Origin of the sequence: Microcoleus sp. B3-D2, from assembly GCF_036705345.1 — a bacterium.
Taxonomy (GTDB): Bacteria; Cyanobacteriota; Cyanobacteriia; order Cyanobacteriales; family Microcoleaceae; genus Microcoleus.
Window position 1 is genome coordinate 21,148 of the sequence record NZ_JAUBUG010000065.1, and the last position, 17,748, is coordinate 38,895.

The window sequence follows — 17,748 nt, forward strand, 5'->3', positions numbered from 1 at the left end:
TTGACCGTCTCACGTTTTTTGTTTTCGGCTAAGCTATTACAACAAGCTTGCAAGGAGACGGGCTATGAGCAATCGGCGGCTAAAAAGAATTCGTGATTATATTTCGCTCTTTTTATCACGACTCCAAAGGAATTTTTGGTGTTTTTGGGTAAAAATTCAAGATAACATTATTCTTTTTTTTGCTAATTGTTTATTAGCCATTCTCAAATTGATTGGTTACGCTGCCTTGTTTTTGGGTTTGATTTTAATGCTGGGTCATTTCTGTCTAGTTGACATACACATTAGCCGTGCGCGCATAACCCTCCAATCTCAGTGTCCTGAACCAGCGATCGAGCCTAAGCCTGCGGTGTCATTTAAGACTCAGGCGGGTCAACTATAAACTTGCCTTTGAAGCCCCCACGCTTAATCTAAGATTTAGTGGTGAGTGGCTGACAATTTCATTTTCATGGCGACACGGCGATTGCGCTGCTGTTCAAATAATCCTAGGACGCTACCAAAAAGCAGGTCAATGCGAGTCATCATCCAGCGAGTAAAATCATCTCAAGTCGAAATTGAAGGTCAAATTGTCGGCAAAATTGGCTGCGGACTTAATTTGCTTGTAGGTATTGCAGACACCGACACCGAAGCAGAACTCGATTGGATGGCTCGCAAATGCCTGGAATTGCGTTTGTTTCCCGACTCGGCCACGGATACCGGGCGCTGGGACAAGTCCGTACAAGACATCGGCGGCGAGTTGCTGGTTGTGAGTCAGTTTACGCTCTATGGGGACTGCCGCAAAGGTCGGCGGCCTTCATTTGACCGAGCCGCGGCTCCTGAACGAGCTGAAATTTTTTATGATAAATTTGTCGAAAAGTTGCGCCAGAGCGGCTTAAAAGTTGAAACAGGCTTGTTTGGAGCGATGATGCAAGTCTCGATCGAGAATGACGGGCCGGTGACTTTGGTATTAGAGAGAGAATCGGGGTGAATTGTGAATTTATAATATAAATAGTTGCCGTGAGTATGGTCACAATTAAAAGTGATTATTGTGATGTAACTCCTAAGTTAATTGTGAGATGATTACTAAAATTTAGCCGTTCGGCATAGCTTAGGCCAGTCAGACTCAGACAAACATATTATTTTTACATTTATGTTAACCCCAGTAACTAAACCATCTGTCCGAGTTACCGAAATCGGCGAGTACATCCATTATCAATCTTGCATCGCCGCTTTAAGCTAGAGCATAATAACCGAAAGCTTGCCCGAGATCTTCCGTTTGCAGAACGCCTCTTCAACTCCTTAGATCCAGTTCTCCAAGAGGCGGGGCGATTGAGGGAGAACGAATGGGAAACTTCTCTCAAAAACAATGGTCTCATTGACCTCACTTTGTACAGCCAAAAGTCTGCTGACGAAAAGAAGACACCCTGGACTACCTTTGTCGCACAATTGCAAGGTATAAGTTCAGGACAAAGAGCATATGGACGCGAAATTTCCGTTGAAGCAGACGAGGGAGCTTTCCAGATCAAAGGCCAAATTGACTTTGTACTAATTCTGTGGGAAGCCGATGGACCAAAGCTGCGAATTGTTGAATGCAAAGCCAGTCGTCGAGATCCAAGTTAACTACCTTTTTTATGATTCGGCGGTTTCAACCGCTTATATATACAATTTTTTTTAAGCCTGAGTAGTTACGCAATAATAACAAGCGAGTGGATGAATTCATAAATCCTGAAATCGTTGCCCAGAGGCGAGTTCATGTGTTATGGTTTGAGCGCCACAAGTACAAAACAGGATGTGAGATTAGGTCAAAACTCTTAAAATCACAGAATGTAATGGGGAAGAATTTAAATGAAAGTAGTTGGTATTCATGGAATCGCCCAAGACTTTTTAGGCAGTCCACAGCTTGAAAATGCTTGGTTGCCTGCACTACAAGGAAGCCTAGAATTGATCGAACAGCCCCGCTTGACACCATCGGAATTTGGGATGGTTTTTTATGGCGACTTATTTCGCCCATCGGGAATGCGTTCTGCGGGAGTCCCCAAGTTGACAGCGCAGGATGTTGAAACGGAATGGGAGCAAGCCTTACTCGTTGAGTGGTGGCGTGCAGCGGCAGAGTTATCGATCGCGAATCGTAGCGCTGACGACCCATTAGGCGAAGATCCCAGCATTCAAGAACCGGAGTTTCAAGGTCGGGGACGAACTCCCGAGATTGTGCAGCGTGCATTAAGGCAGTTGTCTAAGTCACGCTTCTTCCGAAACTTGGGCCCGGAAAAAACATTAATTTTTGCCTTGAAGCAAGTTGGTTTATTTCTCCACGATTCGGATACAAAAAAAGCAGTGTTGGAACGGGTAGAAGCCAAAGTCTCGCCAACAGAGACAAAAGTAGTGATCGCCCATTCCTTGGGTTCGGTCGTTGCCTATGAAGCTTTGTGCGCTCATCCAGAATGGAATGTACAGACGCTGGTAACGCTGGGTTCTCCTTTGGGAATCCCTAATTTGATTTTCGATAAACTGACACCTCGACCGGAGAATCGTAAAGGTGCATGGCCGAATATCAAGCAATGGTTTAACATTGCTGATAGCGGTGATATTGTGGCACTTCAGAAATCCTTAGCCCCATACTTTGGAGATGGAGACGATCGCAAAATTGTCGATCGGCTTGTTTATAATGGATGGAAGTCTCATTCGGTGGAAAGGTATTTAACAGCAAAGGAAACGGGTGCTGCTGTTGCCACAGGCTTGATAGTTTAACGTGCTGTTCAAAATAATTTCGCCTGACAATGGGTAAATCTAAACGGTTTTTGATTGCGATCGGCTCTTCATCGTGTCCTAAAATGGGACTAGCAGACTTAGCTAGAGTGGAGAGTGATGTCGATCGAGTCGTGAATCTGTTTACAGGAACACAGCAGGGGTACACCAGAGTTTTATCCGATCAGATTTCGATCGACGCAGAGGCTGAAGACATCAAAAATGCCCTGTCCAAATGGTTTAGCAGTGACGACAGAAGCCGTGACGATCTCGTTATCCTGTATTATGCCGGACACGCAGCCGACGATGGCAATCTAGGTTCCCACTATCTCTACACATTCAATTCTCGACCCCAGCACTTAAGTACCAAAGCGATTGAAACTCAACAACTTGTTCGATGCCTATTTGAGGGAAATAATAACTATCCTGAAAATGTCTTACTGATTCTGGACGTTTGTTATGCAGGCGCGGGTGCGAATGGGATTATTCACAGCTTGACTTCTGGATCGAGTACCCGCCAGCGATCTGGATTTTGCGTTCTGTGTTCGACAGATTCAGATACAGAAGCAGGTGATGGTGATTTTGTCGATGCTTTTGTTAGCGTCCTGGAGAAGTCAGATTGGCAAGATGATGACGAATTTTTAGAGCTTTCTAAACTGAGGGATAAGATTAACGAATATTTCCAGTCCAAGGCTTCCCCTCAAAAAGCGACGTTGAGCAATATCGATAGCGCAAATCCCCAAACCTTCATCAAAAACCCGAAAGCGCGATCGCCGATCTCAACTGCTTTAGGACAGTCCTGTTCCGCAAATTTAGGTCGGGAAAAAGCCTCAAAACCTCGCCGCCCAGGTTTTTTCGTTTCTCGCCATTCGACCAAACGGTTTCTGGATGATTTTGATAAGGCGATTGAGCAACCCAACTCCGAACCGTTGATGTTTTATGCGTATGGAATTGGGGGAATTGGCAAATCTACCTTACTACATGAGTTAAAAAGTCGGCACCACGGAAACGTGAAATTTCTGGAGGCTGATTTTAACAACAGCCGATTGAGTAAACCCATCGAACTGATGAAACACTTACACCAGCAATTGTTAATTCATCAGCCAGAGGCAGATCTCTTCACAGTTCGGTATCAACAGTACCAAGAAACGCTACTACGACTGGAAACTGAGGCTGCGGCAGAAACTCAAATAGTGAGCGCTGAGCAGAGTAGTTTGGTTCGGGAATATATGGGAGTGGCGCGAAGTTCGATCGTCACCGAGGATGAATCCAGGTTTAATCCGCTTTCAACAAGAGAGCGCTTCGAGAAACTTTTGAGGCAACATCCAGCTACGCAAGGATCAACACAGGAAAAGATGAGCTTGCGAGATCTCATGCTCGATCCACAGCAAAAGCTCACTCAGGCTTTTGCACAAACCTTGATTCAGTTGTCGCAAGAGATGCCGATCGTGTTATGGCTGGATACCTATGAAAAAGCACAGAAAGATTTTAATGAATTTTTGGGTAATGAATTACTCAAAGATACGCCATTGAAAGATTTTCCAGTCCGAATTGCGATGGCGGGACGCTACAAGCTGAGTCATGGACGTTATCAGCATAAATTTCAAGATAGGGGAGTTCCGCTAATCCGAGAATATTCTCTCGCTAAATTCAGCCCACAAGAAACTCAACAATATCTTAAAAATATTGGAGTGACCAATACAGATAAGGTGAGGCGGATTTGGCGTGCAACTCAAGGATATCCTTACTACTTAAATTTACTGAAAAAGCAAAAGGAAAATGATGGAGCAATCACCTTGTCGGGCGAACAATCTGGCATGGTGAACTTACTTCTAGATGGGTTGAATGAAACTGAACAACGAGTGGTAAAACTGGCAGCTCACTGCCGTTGGTTCGATCAACAGTTAATTCAAGCTTTGCTGCAAGAGTTTGGAGAAGCTAATATTCCATTCGGTAATGGAATTAATTGGTTTAAGTGGTTGACAGAGCGTGATTTTACAATTTCTGACGGTTCATATCGGATTGATGATGTTGCCAGAAGCGTGATTCGGGAAACACAGCATCAAGAAGATAAACAAAAATTTTGCCGAATCCACAATTGGATAGCCGATTATTTTGAGCAGCTCGCCGATAGAGAAGTATCACCAGATCGCTCTCCCCTAGATAAATATGAAAATTCCGAATGGCAGGAGCTGATGATAGAAGTCATTTATCACAGACTATTTGCCAAAAATACTGAAGGAAAACGTCAACTATTAACTTGTTTTTTTGAAGGAGCTTATTTGAAGAAACCATTAATTGCAATAAGTGCTTTTTTGACAATTGCCTCAGAAGCAGAACTAAAAGAAAACAAACTATTGCGGGCAGATCTTCAGAATTTTCTAGACAGCATAGAGAAAACTATCGTATTTGGATGGTGCGCCATCGGTAGGCCTGAAAAAAACTATAGCATTAGCATTAAGAGCCAGGGAGAAGAAGTTTCGAGTCAAGTTAAGTCCCAAATTGAGTCGGGACTAAAGGTTTGCTTCCGTGAAACTCAGAATTTAACAGGTTTAGCAAAGTGTACGGCTCTGGTAAGTCACAGTCTCCGGAGTTATAGCGACCACAAGGTATCTTTAAGTCTTTTGAATCAAGCTTATGCAGAAATTGAGACACTAAGAGATTTAGGAAATACTCATTTTATAGGTAACATTTTCTTTGATTTTGCTGCCGCTTTTGGTTCAAAGAATTCACACGAACAAGCATTAATTAGTATCAACAGATCTATTGAAATTGACTCAGAGAACTCTAAATATTACTATCTAAAAAGTAAAATACTGGATAATTTAGAATGCTATGAAGAAGCACTATTTAGTATCAATAAAGCTATTAACATAGATTCAGAAAACTCTAATTATTACGCAATCAATAGTCAATCAGTAAAATCTTTAAAAGGTGATCAAAAAGTTATTGAAATCGAATCAGAAAAATCTAACTATTACCGCCTCAAGTGTAAGATATTGTATGATAATTTAGAACGCTATGAAGAAGCCCTAGCTAGTATCAACAAAGTTATTGAAATCGATCCAGTAAATCCCGATATTAATTACTTGATAAAAAGTATTTTACTATATTATTTAAGACGCTATAATGACGCACTTCTTAGTAACGAACAAGCTAGTAAAATAAATTATAAAGACTATTTTTTTTATATTCACAAAGGTTTAAATTTAAGCCTAATCGGGGATTATCCAGCCGCGATCAAGAGTTGCGATCGCGCAATTGAGTTAGGAGGAAATGAACCTATATTACTCGTTAATAAAGGAATCGTTCTCTCCCGTGCAGGCGAATACTCACAAGCTATGAAATTGTTCGATCGAGTGATTCGCGAACATCCAGAAAATGAGGAAGGTTACTACGGAAAAGCCTGTTGCTATGCCCGACAAGGTGACACCGAGCAAGCTATTGCTGCGCTTCAACAAGCAATCCAGATCGCTCCGCGCCGTTGTTGTGTGGAAGCTCGATGGAACCCCGACTTTGACTCCTTGCGGAATGACGAGCAGTTTATTTCCTTAGTGGGAGAGAGTCCGAGTCGCGATCTATCTTCAATTGATGTCGATCGCACTTGAGTTCCCAACCGCTCTGGTTTCTTCGGTAGCTCCGCACCCAGCAAGTAGTATTTGATCTACATATAGCAATTAGAGAGCGATGAGTTAGAAACTCACATTGGTGGTTTTAGGTCGCAGAAATTCGACATTCAACTGTAGTTTCTCTCCCAGCCACAAAGAATGTGTCGTGTGGTCTTCAACATCGTCGCCTGTTTCGGGATGAACGAGAATATCTAGTTCCTCGCGATGAAGCATTAACCAGGGAACGACTTTGCCAAACTGCTGCGGTAAAAATGCAACTTGATACATTGCTTGGGGGTGGGGGCCAATGGGTTTGTCATGCCAGCGCCCGAGCTGTACCTCAAACCGACTCAATCCTTGACGCACGCGCGCTGCAGCATCGCGGCTATCAGTGTCGAAGTAAATATGGGCGTGAAAACCAACAATTTCGATGGTGTCTTCTTTCATCATTTTTAGTGGGTGATTGAGCCGACATCTGCACAAAACGGCTGTTAACTTTAGGTTAACTTGACTTGCAGTAAACTGCGAAATTCAGCCAGCAGCGTTGTTCGCACTCGCCCCGCCGCAGCTTTAATCGCAATAAGTGCGATCGCATTTTGCCCAACAGGCGACAGCACTTTCGGTTCCATACCGTACAAATCTCGCAGCACACTCTTGACATTGGGAAACGTGAAATACTCCATCAGTTTCCCAATGCGGTGATTTAAGGGTTGATATCGGTTGCGGTGCACACCCTACACAATACTGTGCTTATTCTTTATTCCTTCTGCCATCAGATCAAATTTGCAGATCGACCGGGTTTCCTAACTGCTGTTGCGTAGGTTCAGAAGACATGGGTTTTCGCTACATTTTCTCCCATCCCGATTCCAGAACATCAAACCCTTAAAAAACCAGTTTGTAAATCGTCCACTCAGCGGCCCTGGAACACCGTCAATCTTTTTCGCGATCGCCCCACCAAAATAACAGCTCAGAATGCTTGTACAGTAAGGCTTTAACGGCAATAAAATCAATCTTCCACAGCCAGCGCTTAGAATCAGATTCAGCAGCCAAAAACTGTTGCATGAGAGAGTGGAACACTGGCATCACTGCGGTTATCTCTACTTCCGTAACATTCAATGTATAGAGAGTTGAATCAGCACAGCAAGCGAAACCGCCAGCAACTGCCACCTCACTCTCTGACAAATGTCCTCGCACACCCGCTGTGCCCTACCACCCGATAAACGCCATGACTCTCAAAGCTGCCACCAACACCGTCAACTGCAACACCGCTTCTGACCTCAACAGCATTCCGGCTGCATCCAGCGAACAAACCGCCGAAATCAATTCTCTTCCCAGCATCGATATGCTCGCTTTGGCTAACTTCGCCCTCAAAGAATTGCAAGCGGAAATGAAAACTGCCAGCCGCAGCGCTCAAGCAGTGGCGATGCGGATTGCTAAGGAAGTCGAACGGATTTGCCAAAAAAGCGATCGCATCCAAATTTCTGGCGAAGTTGAAGCTTGGCAAATCACCTTGGCCGAGCACCGGTTGCAAAAAATCCTGCAATACTACCGCCTCGGTTCCAAACAAGGCCGCGTCGAACTGCACTCTCACCTCGCGGCTATGATTTACCGCCATGTTGCTTCTTTCCGCTCGAACTTGAACTTCCAAGCTCGCTACAACATGATTGAAGACTTTTTGCAAGGCTTTTACATCGAATCTCTGCGAGCTTTCCGCCGCGAACACCAACTTGATGCCACCTACCAGCCCCGCACGCAGCTAGAATTGGCTGAGTACATGGCTTTTACCGAACACTACGCCAAGCGCCAAATCGGTTTGCCCGGCCGCAACCGCCAGCGCCTGATCGTGTTGCGCGCTCAAGGATTTGCCAAGGGCCAACCTCCGGAAACTGCGATCGACATTGAAATGGCTGTAGAATCCGGCAAGGGAGAAGAAGCCGAAATGTACAGCCGCTCTCCGGCGCTGCAACAAGTGCGCGAGCAAATGGTATCGGAAACTGTCGATCCGGCTGATGCTGTGCTGCGCGATCGAGTAGTCTCGGAATTGATCGCCTATCTGGAATCGCAAAATCAGCCAGAATGCGTGAATTACTTAACTTTAAAATTGCAAGACCTTTCGGCTTCGGAAATTGACCGCGCCCTCGGTTTGTCTTCCCGCCAGCGCGACTACTTGCAACAACGTTTCAAGTACCACGTCGAAAAATTTGCCCGCACTCAAAATTGGAAACTCGTCCACGAATGGCTGGGTGCTGATGTGGATCAAAAGCTGGGAATGACTTCGGACAAATGGGAAGCATTTCGCGCTCAACTGTCGCCTGAAATGCAGCAACTGTTACAAATGAAGCGGAATCAAGAAAGCGACAAGGCGATCGCCACCGCGCTCAAATGCACCCCCAAACAAGTCCAAAAACGCTGGGCGCAACTGTTGGAGCTGGCTAGCCAGACTCGCAACAGCAGCCAAGCTTAATTGGTGCTCAAATATGAATGCAACTGTTTTCTTGAGACTGGAAAATGCGATCGGGTGCGGCACCTGCACAGGAATGCCCGCCCCGGCGTCCGCTCTCAACTCAACAAGGGCTGCTACTAACTTATCGCCGCTTTTTGGCATATTCAATTTATTAAAACAACATTACTTTTTTTAATATCTTTCGTTCCCTGGTTAGGCCGGGGAATTTGTTTTTATTAGTCATTATTACTTTTTTTAATATCTTTCGTTCCCTGGTTAGGCCGGGGAATTTGTTTTTATTAGTCATTAGTCGTCAGTTATGGGAAATTGCTTGCTGAAGAGGAGGCATTGCATATATTCATAATGATATTTAGGGCTTGCGGTCGAAGGGCATAACACCGGAGTCCAGACATTATCTGGCGCGGGTTACATCGCAAGACCTTATGTTATTATTCCAAGTTTAAAGAGATGTTCAACTTTCGATTCGTTTGGGGCTTTTTTAGCTCAAACAGAAAAAGCCGAATTCTTTTCTTGTTTTTCCTTGAGGATTATGAATATATGCAATGCCCACATAACTATAGTTTTAAAGTAATAAATTGGTCTAGAAAATATTTTATATCGGTTAATTTCGCGTATTAAACTATAACTTATAATTTTATTTTTTGATAAAAACAGTTAAAAACCGATTGTAAAAGTTGAGGGTGCGTAAGGCGAATAAAAATGATAATTCATCTATCCAAAGACATAAAAAAATCAAAATAAATATACTCATCTTACTATTTTGTTTCATTTTATACTTCATAAGAAGGAAGCATCTAATTTGAGTTATATCTAAAATGGGGGCATAAGTAGATGTAGATAGAAAGGGAAGGATTCCTATGTTACTTTACAAAATTGAAGATTTTAATCCCAACTACCGCGAAGCGGCTTTTAATGGCGAAGATATCAAAGGTCTGGATATCTATGCTGGAAATACAGATGAAAAGATTGGCTCCATCGATACCGCGCTAGTTGATGAGACAGGACGTTTCCGATATTTTGTTGTTGACACGGGTTTCTGGATCTTTGGCAAAAAGGTATTAGTTCCAGTTGCTCTTTGTCGAGTGGATGTTGATGCAGAACGCATCTACGCGACGGGTTTGAGGAGTAAAGACCAAGCAGAAAGACTACCCAGGTATGAGGATGAGATGGTGGTTGATTACGATTATGAAGAACAAGTGCGGGGTGTTTATCGTACTCTACCTGTAGAAGCCTCTGCACCTGTAGAAGCATCATTGCCTTTAGAGGCATCTGCACCACTTTCTATGCCGCGTTCTGTCTCTAACCAAGCTAGGGCTGCTGCTCATGACCGCAACACCTACACTTACGAACAAGAGCCTCAATTGTATCAGATGAACGAGCGCGAGCATCACAAATTCCGACTCTACGAAGAACGACTGGTTGCAGAGAAAAGCCGTCACAAAGCTGGCGAGGTAGCAATTAGCAAGCGAGTTGAAACCGAAACGGCACGAGTTTCAATTCCCACAGAAAAAGAGCGAGTTGTAATTGAGAGTATAACTCCCGAAAATGCAGGTGCGCCAGTAACTCGGGATACTCCCTTCCAGCAGGAAAAGGTGATGCGTATGGAAGTTTACGAAGAGACGGCCGATATCAAAAAAGAAGCTTTTGTGCGCGAAGAAGTTAACATCAGGAAAGAAGTTGAAACGGAGATTGTTGAAGCAACCGAAACACTGCGTCGTGAAGAGTTGGACGTGAAGACGGAAGGGCGTTAGAGTGCGAATGAATTGAACAAGGGTTTGTAGTTGCGCTGTCTTCGCCCACATATGCGTTGAAGCGCAAATACGAACCTATAAAATTACTACACTTAAAAAAAATCGGAGCTTTATAATGTCTAATTGCTGGCGTTTGCCGTTAATATAAGCACAGCATTTTTAGCTTTGTCGTTTAGCATCTATAGCCATCCTAAATCATTTGTGAATTTCTTACTCCCTCCCCTTGATAAGGGGAGGGTTGGGGTGGGGTCAAAAATTTACGACTCCTGCAAGGATTGCTATATGAGTCAAAAAACTGAAAATTGCGCGAATTATTTGTTGGCAGCTTGATTCGACTTTACGGCCGACGATGAAGCGCGGATTTGATATCATTCCGGCGCCGCCGGAATTGATATCAGTAGCATCATAATTACAAATCAACTTGTTGTCAGCCCTGGGACTACTTTTTCGCCAAACACCTCAATAAACTGCTCTTGTTCTCGGTTGACGTTGTGCAAAATTAGTTGATCGAACCCCAATTCAATATCTTTTTGCAACCATTCAATATGCTGCTCTTGGTCTGCCGAGATGCGGACGTGTTGATATAACTCCTCTGGTTGCACAAACTCCCCGGCGGCATCAAATTGATCGGGTGTTATCAGTTCTGTCAACATTTTGCTTTTGAAGATGTTACTGCGCCATTGGTCGTGAGCGCCTTGTAGTGCTTTCTCTGCATTACTGTCATAGGAAAGCTGCACTTTCAAAATCATTGGTTTCCCTTCTCCGCCACCGCGACGAAACGCATCAACGACTTTTTTTAACTTTTCAGGTGGACGAGAAGTAGTAATTAATCCATCAGCCCAACTGCCCAACCATTCTGCGGTTTCTGGGGTAACTGCCGCGCCGATAATTAATGGGAGAATTTCCGGGCGGGTATAGAGTTTTGCATCTTCTACGCACACTAAACCGCGATGGGTGACGGTTTCTCCTGCCCAAAGGGCGCGGATAATATCGACACATTCTTTGAGGCGTGTGTTGCGATCGCTCTTAGTAGGCCACTTATCCCCAGTAATATGTTCGTTCAACGCTTGACCGGTGCCAACCGTGAGCCAAAAACGATTTGGAAACATTTCTGCCAACGTGGCCGCAGCTTGGGCAATAATAGCCGGATGATACCGCTGTCCGGGAGCGCAAACAACCCGATAGGAAAGCCTCGGCGTTGCTTGCATTGCTGCACCCAACCAAGACCAAGCAAAACCGCTTTGTCCTTGCGCTTCACTCCAAGGATGAAAGTGATCGGAAGAAAGGGCAAGGGTAAAGCCAGCTTGTTCTGCCATTTGGACATATTTCAGCAGTTCGCTGGGCTTAAACTGTTCGTGGGAAGCGTGATAACCAATTTGTGCCATAAGTTTTTAGGAGTTTTGAGTTGAGTAGGGGCGGTGCCCCCGTGCCCGCCCTGAGTTTTGAGTTAAAATATCCCGACTTAAAAGCAGGTGATTAAATCAGGACGCCTAGTAAAAGTTTTGAGTTTTGAGTTAGATAACTTTTGACTTCACCAAAAATAATCTTGTACTCAAAATTCATAGTTTTCCGTATAACGGGCAAGCTTATGAGCGGAAAATTCGCCGATAGCGAGCTTCAATTACCGAGTAGATGCCATAGGCAATTAAACCCAAAGGTACGAGAGCCAAAATCACTGGACTAAAAGGCTGTTGTGCCAGAATTGCCAACACCTCGCCCAATCCCTTCGTTTGACTGGCATCCGATAGCCTTGCTGCTTGAATGAAGAAAAAACCGATTATAACGAAAACAATTCCACGGGCAGCAATTCCAAATCGACCCAACCGTGTCGCCCACTTTTGCTCGGTTTGGCTCATTTCATCTAGCTTGAAATGGCGGCGAAATTTGGCTTTATATGCTTCGTAGAAATAAGAAAATCCTACACCAATAACAATTGATCCCGCCAATCCTACCAGCCATTGTCCAAACGGTTGCGCTAAAATTTGGGCTGTCAAATCTTCGGTTGAATCGCTCTTACTAACGGCCGAACCCATTATCAGTTTTACAGCCGTTAAAGCCAAACCTGCGTAAGCTAAAGCACTTAAGGCGTAGCCAATGCGTTGGGCAATTCGCTTGGCATCCATTTTCTGTCCTTGGTGTTCTGGGTCTAGAATTGTCTGAACGATACGCCAAAGGGCATAACCAATAATGCCAATCGTTACAAGAAATAGCAGAATTTTACCGAACGGTTGGTTAACAATTTCTGATAATGCACCGCTAGTATCGGTTGTCCTGCCGCCCGTACTAAAGGCTGCTTGTGCTGCTAGAAAACCGACAATAAAGTAAACTAAGCCTTTGGAAGCATATCCCAATCTTGCCAGTCGCTCAAACCAGGGATGAGAAGCTGCCTGTCCAATTGAGTCTTTAATGCTGTCGGTGGGTGAGTTGTCCCGTTTCATATTTTTTATACTTTAGTTGTTAACGACTGCTGGCATACGCCTATGGTGAATTCCTTTCCCGTTAACTGAGTTTTTAAACAAATAATTTATGTTATTATCTATAAGTTTAATTATTAGCTTATTTAGAGAGATTTTTCATCAGTCTTGAGCGGGAGTTTCATCGGTTGATTGATTGAGAGATTTCACATTTATTACCCTTGACAAATCTAGCTTTATGGGCTATTAGACAGCTTCCGTGATGGAGCAGTCTGCCAGCAATATAGTATATCCTTGATTAAAAGTTCTTTAACCAAACTTTTAATAACAATTAGAATGGGCGGCGTTAAAAATCATCCCCAAAAAAACAATAACAATCTAAATAATGTCTTGAGTGCTAAGGTGTAATTGGAAAGCAAATATACCTGCTTATTCAGAATAATAGGCGTGACAAAACAGCCTGATCCAATTTGTGGAATTAGGAAATATACCAACAACACTTAGGCTGGTTTCCCAGGCGAATCTAATAAAGGCAGCCGTGCTGAAATTACCCTTAAAAATTTTTTTATATAGGGAATAAAAGCGAATATAAATGCCACAATCTCGTTAACAAAAAGCAGTGTCACTTGCAAAGTAAAGAAACCAATAAGGCTCGTAATATAGCAAGCCTAAATCATTTGTAAATTTCTTACTCCCTCCCCTTACTAAGGGGAGGGTTGGGGTGGGGTAAAAGATTTAGGACTCCTGCAAGGATTGCTATAGCAATAAAACTCATGCTTTATGCAATGCCTGCCAACCAACCCATTAAACCATTTTATAATTTTGAAATAATTGCATCGGTTCGCTGGCGGTAAAAAGCCGGGAAAAGGCTGATAGTTCCGTGGCGGTATGGCATCGGATTTACCAGGAGCATGGTCAAAAATATAATTAATAAGCTATGGATAATTAGGCTGAGATAGTGGGAATACAACAGATAAATATGCGAATTGGTTCACATAAAAATTGTTTAATTTTGTTCGGTTAAATCGTCAATAACGGGAAGGCGATCAAAAATTTGTCCGGGTAATCTTGCTTGCAACGAATAGATCCAAACTCGCATATGAATAGTTGGAAATCTGGAATAGGTGCCTTAACTAGGTTATGGAGGTTGCAAGAATGGATGCGCCCCAGTGCCGCAGTTGGGAATCCAGCATTTATCGCCAATAGTCCGATCGCTCGCACTTAACTCAAACCATTATCATAAATTTTTCCTCAATCATCTCCCATCAGGTGGATATTTTCTTATGGCATCAGACAGATGGCAAGGTTGGGCTAGTTAGATTAAATAGAGATAGAAACAAGATTTTGAAATGGTGAACAAAGACAATAGACGTTTTGCCTAAGTCGATTTTTAAGACTTTAAATTCCCATTGTCGCAAGAAGTTGATTGTTCAGAACCGGGAGGATTTGAGGAAAATTAAATCAACCACAATGGCAGTGCCTGTGTTGAGTTCAACCTTTGATTTACCGGAAATTGCCGAATTCGGTTCCCAAACATCCGGCATCCTGTCCTGCCCTTAACTGACTTTTCAGGAAAACTCTAATAGCTAACCACAAGGCGATCGCTTGCGACAGGAAGACAAGCAGAACCTATTTCTTACGTCGTTTGCTTTGACGCTCAATTCAGCAATAAGGTGTATATAATGACTCAACTGAATCAACCAGAATCCCTGTCGCAACCGCTGACCCAAACAGAATTCGTCGCAACTTTTCGCTTGTTTAGTAGATTTAGCTTCTGGATACAGTTATTCTTGGGTGCTGTTTCCGGCATTGTTTTATTGTTTGCTATGTTGGGTCGCAACATGAGCGATCAAACCAATAATAATGCAGGTATTGGGTTCGGCATATTTTTAGCGGTAGTTGGTCTGTTATTGCTGTGCTTTAGAATTTTTTGGGATTTTCGCTATAGGCTTTTAGGGCGACTTTTGCACGCCGAAAATTCCCAGGTATATCCCAGCAAAGAACATATTACTCACACCTTACGCATTGGATTAGTTTCTAGTTTGGTGGGGGTATTAATCGCGTTTGTTGCTTCTGAAGAAACAGTTGCTGTAGTCCTAGCAAAAACTCTTAGTCAGCCCCAAGCGATGGCAGCTTATGCGCCAGAAAATGTGATTCGTTCCCTAGATATTTTTGTGACGATGGCCAACGTCAATCTGATTGGCGCTCACTTTTTTGGAGCTGTTACTTCTCTGGGGTTACTCAATTGGGTAGAAGAGTAGTTGGCAGCATTAGCGATCGCTAAAGGCAAACATAGCTCCTAGGTTGTTAGGAATGACAAGGGCTGACCGATATAACTAATGTTTGTGGTTTTGCACTGTCTTGGTGAAAGAGAGCGAAGGCAGTGCAGCTACAAGCTAAAGAACTTGGCTATTTGGATGAACATCTAATCGGAAATTCGTAGCGATCGATCTTGCTAATGGTAGTCAGCTCGATCTACCGTTTTTTTATTTAAAAAACGTAATTTATTTATTATTTTGATAGATATTTCATCTACCTTTAGATGGATAAATATATTTTTAATTGGGACAACAGGACTTAGACTCATATTCCGAAAGATGAGCTATAACCGTGGTATTCAGCTTCCTAAATAACCCTGTGACCGGGTTTCGGAACAAAGCCATGTTACACAGTTTCTCTATTAATAAATTTACTGCAATGAAAGACCTCTGGTATAAAAACGCAATTGTCTACTCCCTCGATGTTGAAACCTTCATGGACTCTGACGGCGATGGTGTAGGAGACTTTCAAGGACTTATCAACCGCCTAGACTATTTATCCGCGCTAGGAATTACTTGTTTGTGGTTGCTGCCGTTTTATCCTTCCCCTAACCGCGACAATGGTTACGACGTGATGGATTACTACAACATCGATCCGAGACTGGGAACCCTGGGAGATTTTGTCGAGTTCATGCACCAAGCAAGGGAACGAGGAATTCGGGTGCTGATCGATCTGGTAGTAAATCATACCTCCAATCAGCATCCTTGGTTTGTTGCAGCCAAAAGCGATAAAAACTCCAAGTATCGCAATTACTACGTGTGGTCAGAAAATCCACCCAAAACAGATCCAGAATCGCTGGTGTTTCCCGATGCCGAGGACAGTATTTGGGAGTACGACGAACAAGCAAACGCTTACTATTTGCATCACTTCTATAAAGAACAGCCAGATTTGAATATTGCCAATCCGGCGGTACGAGAAGAAATCTGCAAAATTATGGGTTTCTGGCTAGAACTGGGCGTGTCTGGATTTCGCATTGATGCTGTTCCCTTTTTAATTAAAGGAATTGGCATCGAAGGTGCAGACCCCGAAAGCCTGCAAGGTTTCTTGGAAGAAATGAGAGAGTTTGTGTCATCGCGTCGGGGTGATGCAGTGTTGCTGGCAGAAGCAAATGTCGATCGCGATCAAATTTCTATCTACTTTGCTAAGGGCGACAGAATGCACATCCTGTTCAACTTTTTGCTGAACCAGCATCTGTTTTTGGCCCTGGCGCGTCAAGAATCCACAGCGCTGCGCGATGGACTAAAAACCTTACCGGATATTCCTGATATTTGTCAGTGGCTTAATTTTGTGCGCCACCATGATGAACTGACGCTAGACCGCATTACTTCATCGGAACGAGAGGAAATTTTTGCAGCGTTTGCCCCCGAGAAAACTATGCAAATTTTCGGGCGCGGGATTCGTCGTCGCTTACCACCGATGCTGGGAGGTGACCGCCGCCGGATTGAACTGGTCTACAGCTTGCTTTTCACCCTGCCTGGTACACCCATGCTGCGCTATGGCGAAGAAATTGGCATGGGCGACGATCTTTCGCTGGAAGGTCGAGGCAGCGTCCGCACGGTGATGCAATGGTCAGATGCAGCGAATGGTGGCTTCTCGACGGCTGCAACTGATGCCCTTGCCAGACCTGCGATCGCCAAGGGAGAATACGGTTACAAACAAGTCAATGTCGTCGCAGCGCAGCGCGATCCTGCCTCATTAATTAACTGGATGGAACGTGCAATCAGCATCCGCAAGCAATGTCCTGAGTTGGGTAGGGGCAAGTGGCACATTCTGGAAACCGACTCTCCCTCGGTTTTAGCCCACTGCTGCGACTGGCAAGGCAGGACGGTGATTGCTGTCCACAATCTAGCCGACAAACCTTGTACCGCTACGCTGAAATCTCACGAATACAGCCATTTGTTCGATTTATTTGGCGATCGCCTGTATGAATCTCTCGGTGCCGACTCGCCCTCTATTCCCTTAGAAGCCTACGGCTATCGCTGGTTTCGAGTCAATCGAATCCTGGGTTGAAAAAGTTAATGTTGATGGGAGTTATCAACGGTACTTCCGCCATACACATCCAGCCCTTTGATATCGTCGTCATCAAAAGCTGCTTGGCGGTAGTTGGGATTAAAATCCTCAATTTTGTAAAGTAACATTGTTGTTTCCTGTACTATAGAACCTATTTGGGATCTTGGATGAGGAGCTAAAATTAGTCATAAATGGCATACTCCAGCGACCTAACCGACCTAGAGTGGGAAATCATTGAGCCACTCTTACCTCAAAAAAAGCAAACGAGACCGCCTCGGTGGACAAAGCGTCAAATCTTGAACGGCATCCTCTACCAACTGAAGAACGGTTGCAACTGGGGTGACCTGCCCAAAGACCTGCCACCCTACTCCACAGTATTTTGGCACTACAAGCAGTGGCGCTCAGACGGCGTGTTAGAGCAGATTCGAGATACCTTGCACGCCCAAGCGCGAACACAGGTC

15 protein-coding genes are annotated in these 17,748 nt (G+C 44.0%); 9 read left to right on the top strand and 6 right to left on the bottom strand.

The genetic code is table 11. The features are described from left to right. Positions 1-508 precede the first annotated feature (508 nt). The 4 genes from dtd (at position 509) to QUB14_RS21890 (ending at position 6,329) form a co-directional block, all read left to right on the top strand. A complete protein-coding gene (dtd, locus tag QUB14_RS21875; protein ID WP_333219185.1) occupies positions 509-964 on the top strand; it encodes a D-aminoacyl-tRNA deacylase in 456 nt (151 codons plus the stop codon). Between the two features lie 341 nt (positions 965-1,305). Then, complete coding sequence (locus tag QUB14_RS21880) at positions 1,306-1,596, top strand: hypothetical protein (RefSeq protein ID WP_333219187.1); 291 nt, start codon at positions 1,306-1,308, stop codon at positions 1,594-1,596. 225 nt (positions 1,597-1,821) lie between these two features. After that, positions 1,822-2,724: a hypothetical protein gene (locus QUB14_RS21885; RefSeq protein ID WP_333219189.1), complete on the top strand. Its 903-nt coding sequence runs from the start codon at positions 1,822-1,824 to the stop codon at positions 2,722-2,724. A gap of 710 nt (positions 2,725-3,434) precedes the next feature. After that, positions 3,435-6,329 carry a TPR end-of-group domain-containing protein gene (locus QUB14_RS21890; RefSeq protein WP_333219191.1) on the top strand — a complete coding sequence of 965 codons (2,895 nt, stop codon included), beginning with the start codon at positions 3,435-3,437 and terminating at the stop codon, positions 6,327-6,329. Positions 6,330-6,413: 84 nt separating this feature from the next. Here QUB14_RS21890 and QUB14_RS21895 read toward each other — a convergent pair whose 3' ends face one another. The 3 genes from QUB14_RS21895 to QUB14_RS21905 form a co-directional block, all read right to left on the bottom strand. Beyond that, entirely contained in the window at positions 6,414-6,779 is a 366-nt protein-coding gene (locus QUB14_RS21895) for a DOPA 4,5-dioxygenase family protein (RefSeq protein WP_333219193.1), read from the bottom strand. Between the two features lie 47 nt (positions 6,780-6,826). Continuing rightward, positions 6,827-7,060 (bottom strand): hypothetical protein, encoded by a 234-nt coding sequence (locus tag QUB14_RS21900; protein WP_333297320.1) that lies wholly within the window; start codon positions 7,058-7,060, stop codon positions 6,827-6,829. 199 nt (positions 7,061-7,259) lie between these two features. Beyond that, positions 7,260-7,511, bottom strand: a complete 252-nt coding sequence (locus tag QUB14_RS21905; protein ID WP_333219197.1) for a hypothetical protein — start codon at positions 7,509-7,511, stop codon at positions 7,260-7,262. Positions 7,512-7,554: 43 nt separating this feature from the next. Between QUB14_RS21905 and QUB14_RS21910 the strand changes: the two genes are divergently transcribed. Beyond that, positions 7,555-8,793, top strand: coding sequence for a HetZ-related protein (locus tag QUB14_RS21910; protein ID WP_333219199.1), 1,239 nt, complete (start codon positions 7,555-7,557; stop codon positions 8,791-8,793). A gap of 857 nt (positions 8,794-9,650) precedes the next feature. Then, positions 9,651-10,544: a DUF2382 domain-containing protein gene (locus QUB14_RS21915; RefSeq protein ID WP_333219201.1), complete on the top strand. Its 894-nt coding sequence runs from the start codon at positions 9,651-9,653 to the stop codon at positions 10,542-10,544. A 416-nt stretch (positions 10,545-10,960) separates the two neighbouring features. On the opposite strand, the gene QUB14_RS21920 is transcribed toward QUB14_RS21915, so the two are convergent. Continuing rightward, entirely contained in the window at positions 10,961-11,929 is a 969-nt protein-coding gene (locus QUB14_RS21920; protein ID WP_333219203.1) for a TIGR03885 family FMN-dependent LLM class oxidoreductase, read from the bottom strand. Positions 11,930-12,130: 201 nt separating this feature from the next. Then, complete coding sequence (locus QUB14_RS21925) at positions 12,131-12,982, bottom strand: DUF1206 domain-containing protein (RefSeq protein WP_333219206.1); 852 nt, start codon at positions 12,980-12,982, stop codon at positions 12,131-12,133. Positions 12,983-14,640: 1,658 nt separating this feature from the next. Between QUB14_RS21925 and QUB14_RS21930 the strand changes: the two genes are divergently transcribed. Continuing rightward, complete coding sequence (locus QUB14_RS21930; protein ID WP_333219208.1) at positions 14,641-15,219, top strand: DUF3611 family protein; 579 nt, start codon at positions 14,641-14,643, stop codon at positions 15,217-15,219. A gap of 400 nt (positions 15,220-15,619) precedes the next feature. After that, entirely contained in the window at positions 15,620-17,287 is a 1,668-nt protein-coding gene (locus QUB14_RS21935; protein WP_333219210.1) for an alpha-amylase family protein, read from the top strand. Positions 17,288-17,292: 5 nt separating this feature from the next. Here the strand turns inward: QUB14_RS21935 and QUB14_RS21940 are convergent, their stop codons facing one another. Then, a complete protein-coding gene (locus tag QUB14_RS21940; protein ID WP_333219211.1) occupies positions 17,293-17,415 on the bottom strand; it encodes a hypothetical protein in 123 nt (40 codons plus the stop codon). Positions 17,416-17,478: 63 nt separating this feature from the next. Between QUB14_RS21940 and QUB14_RS21945 the strand changes: the two genes are divergently transcribed. Then, positions 17,479-17,748: transposase (locus QUB14_RS21945; protein WP_333219213.1), on the top strand; the 270-nt coding region annotated here is incomplete at its 3' end.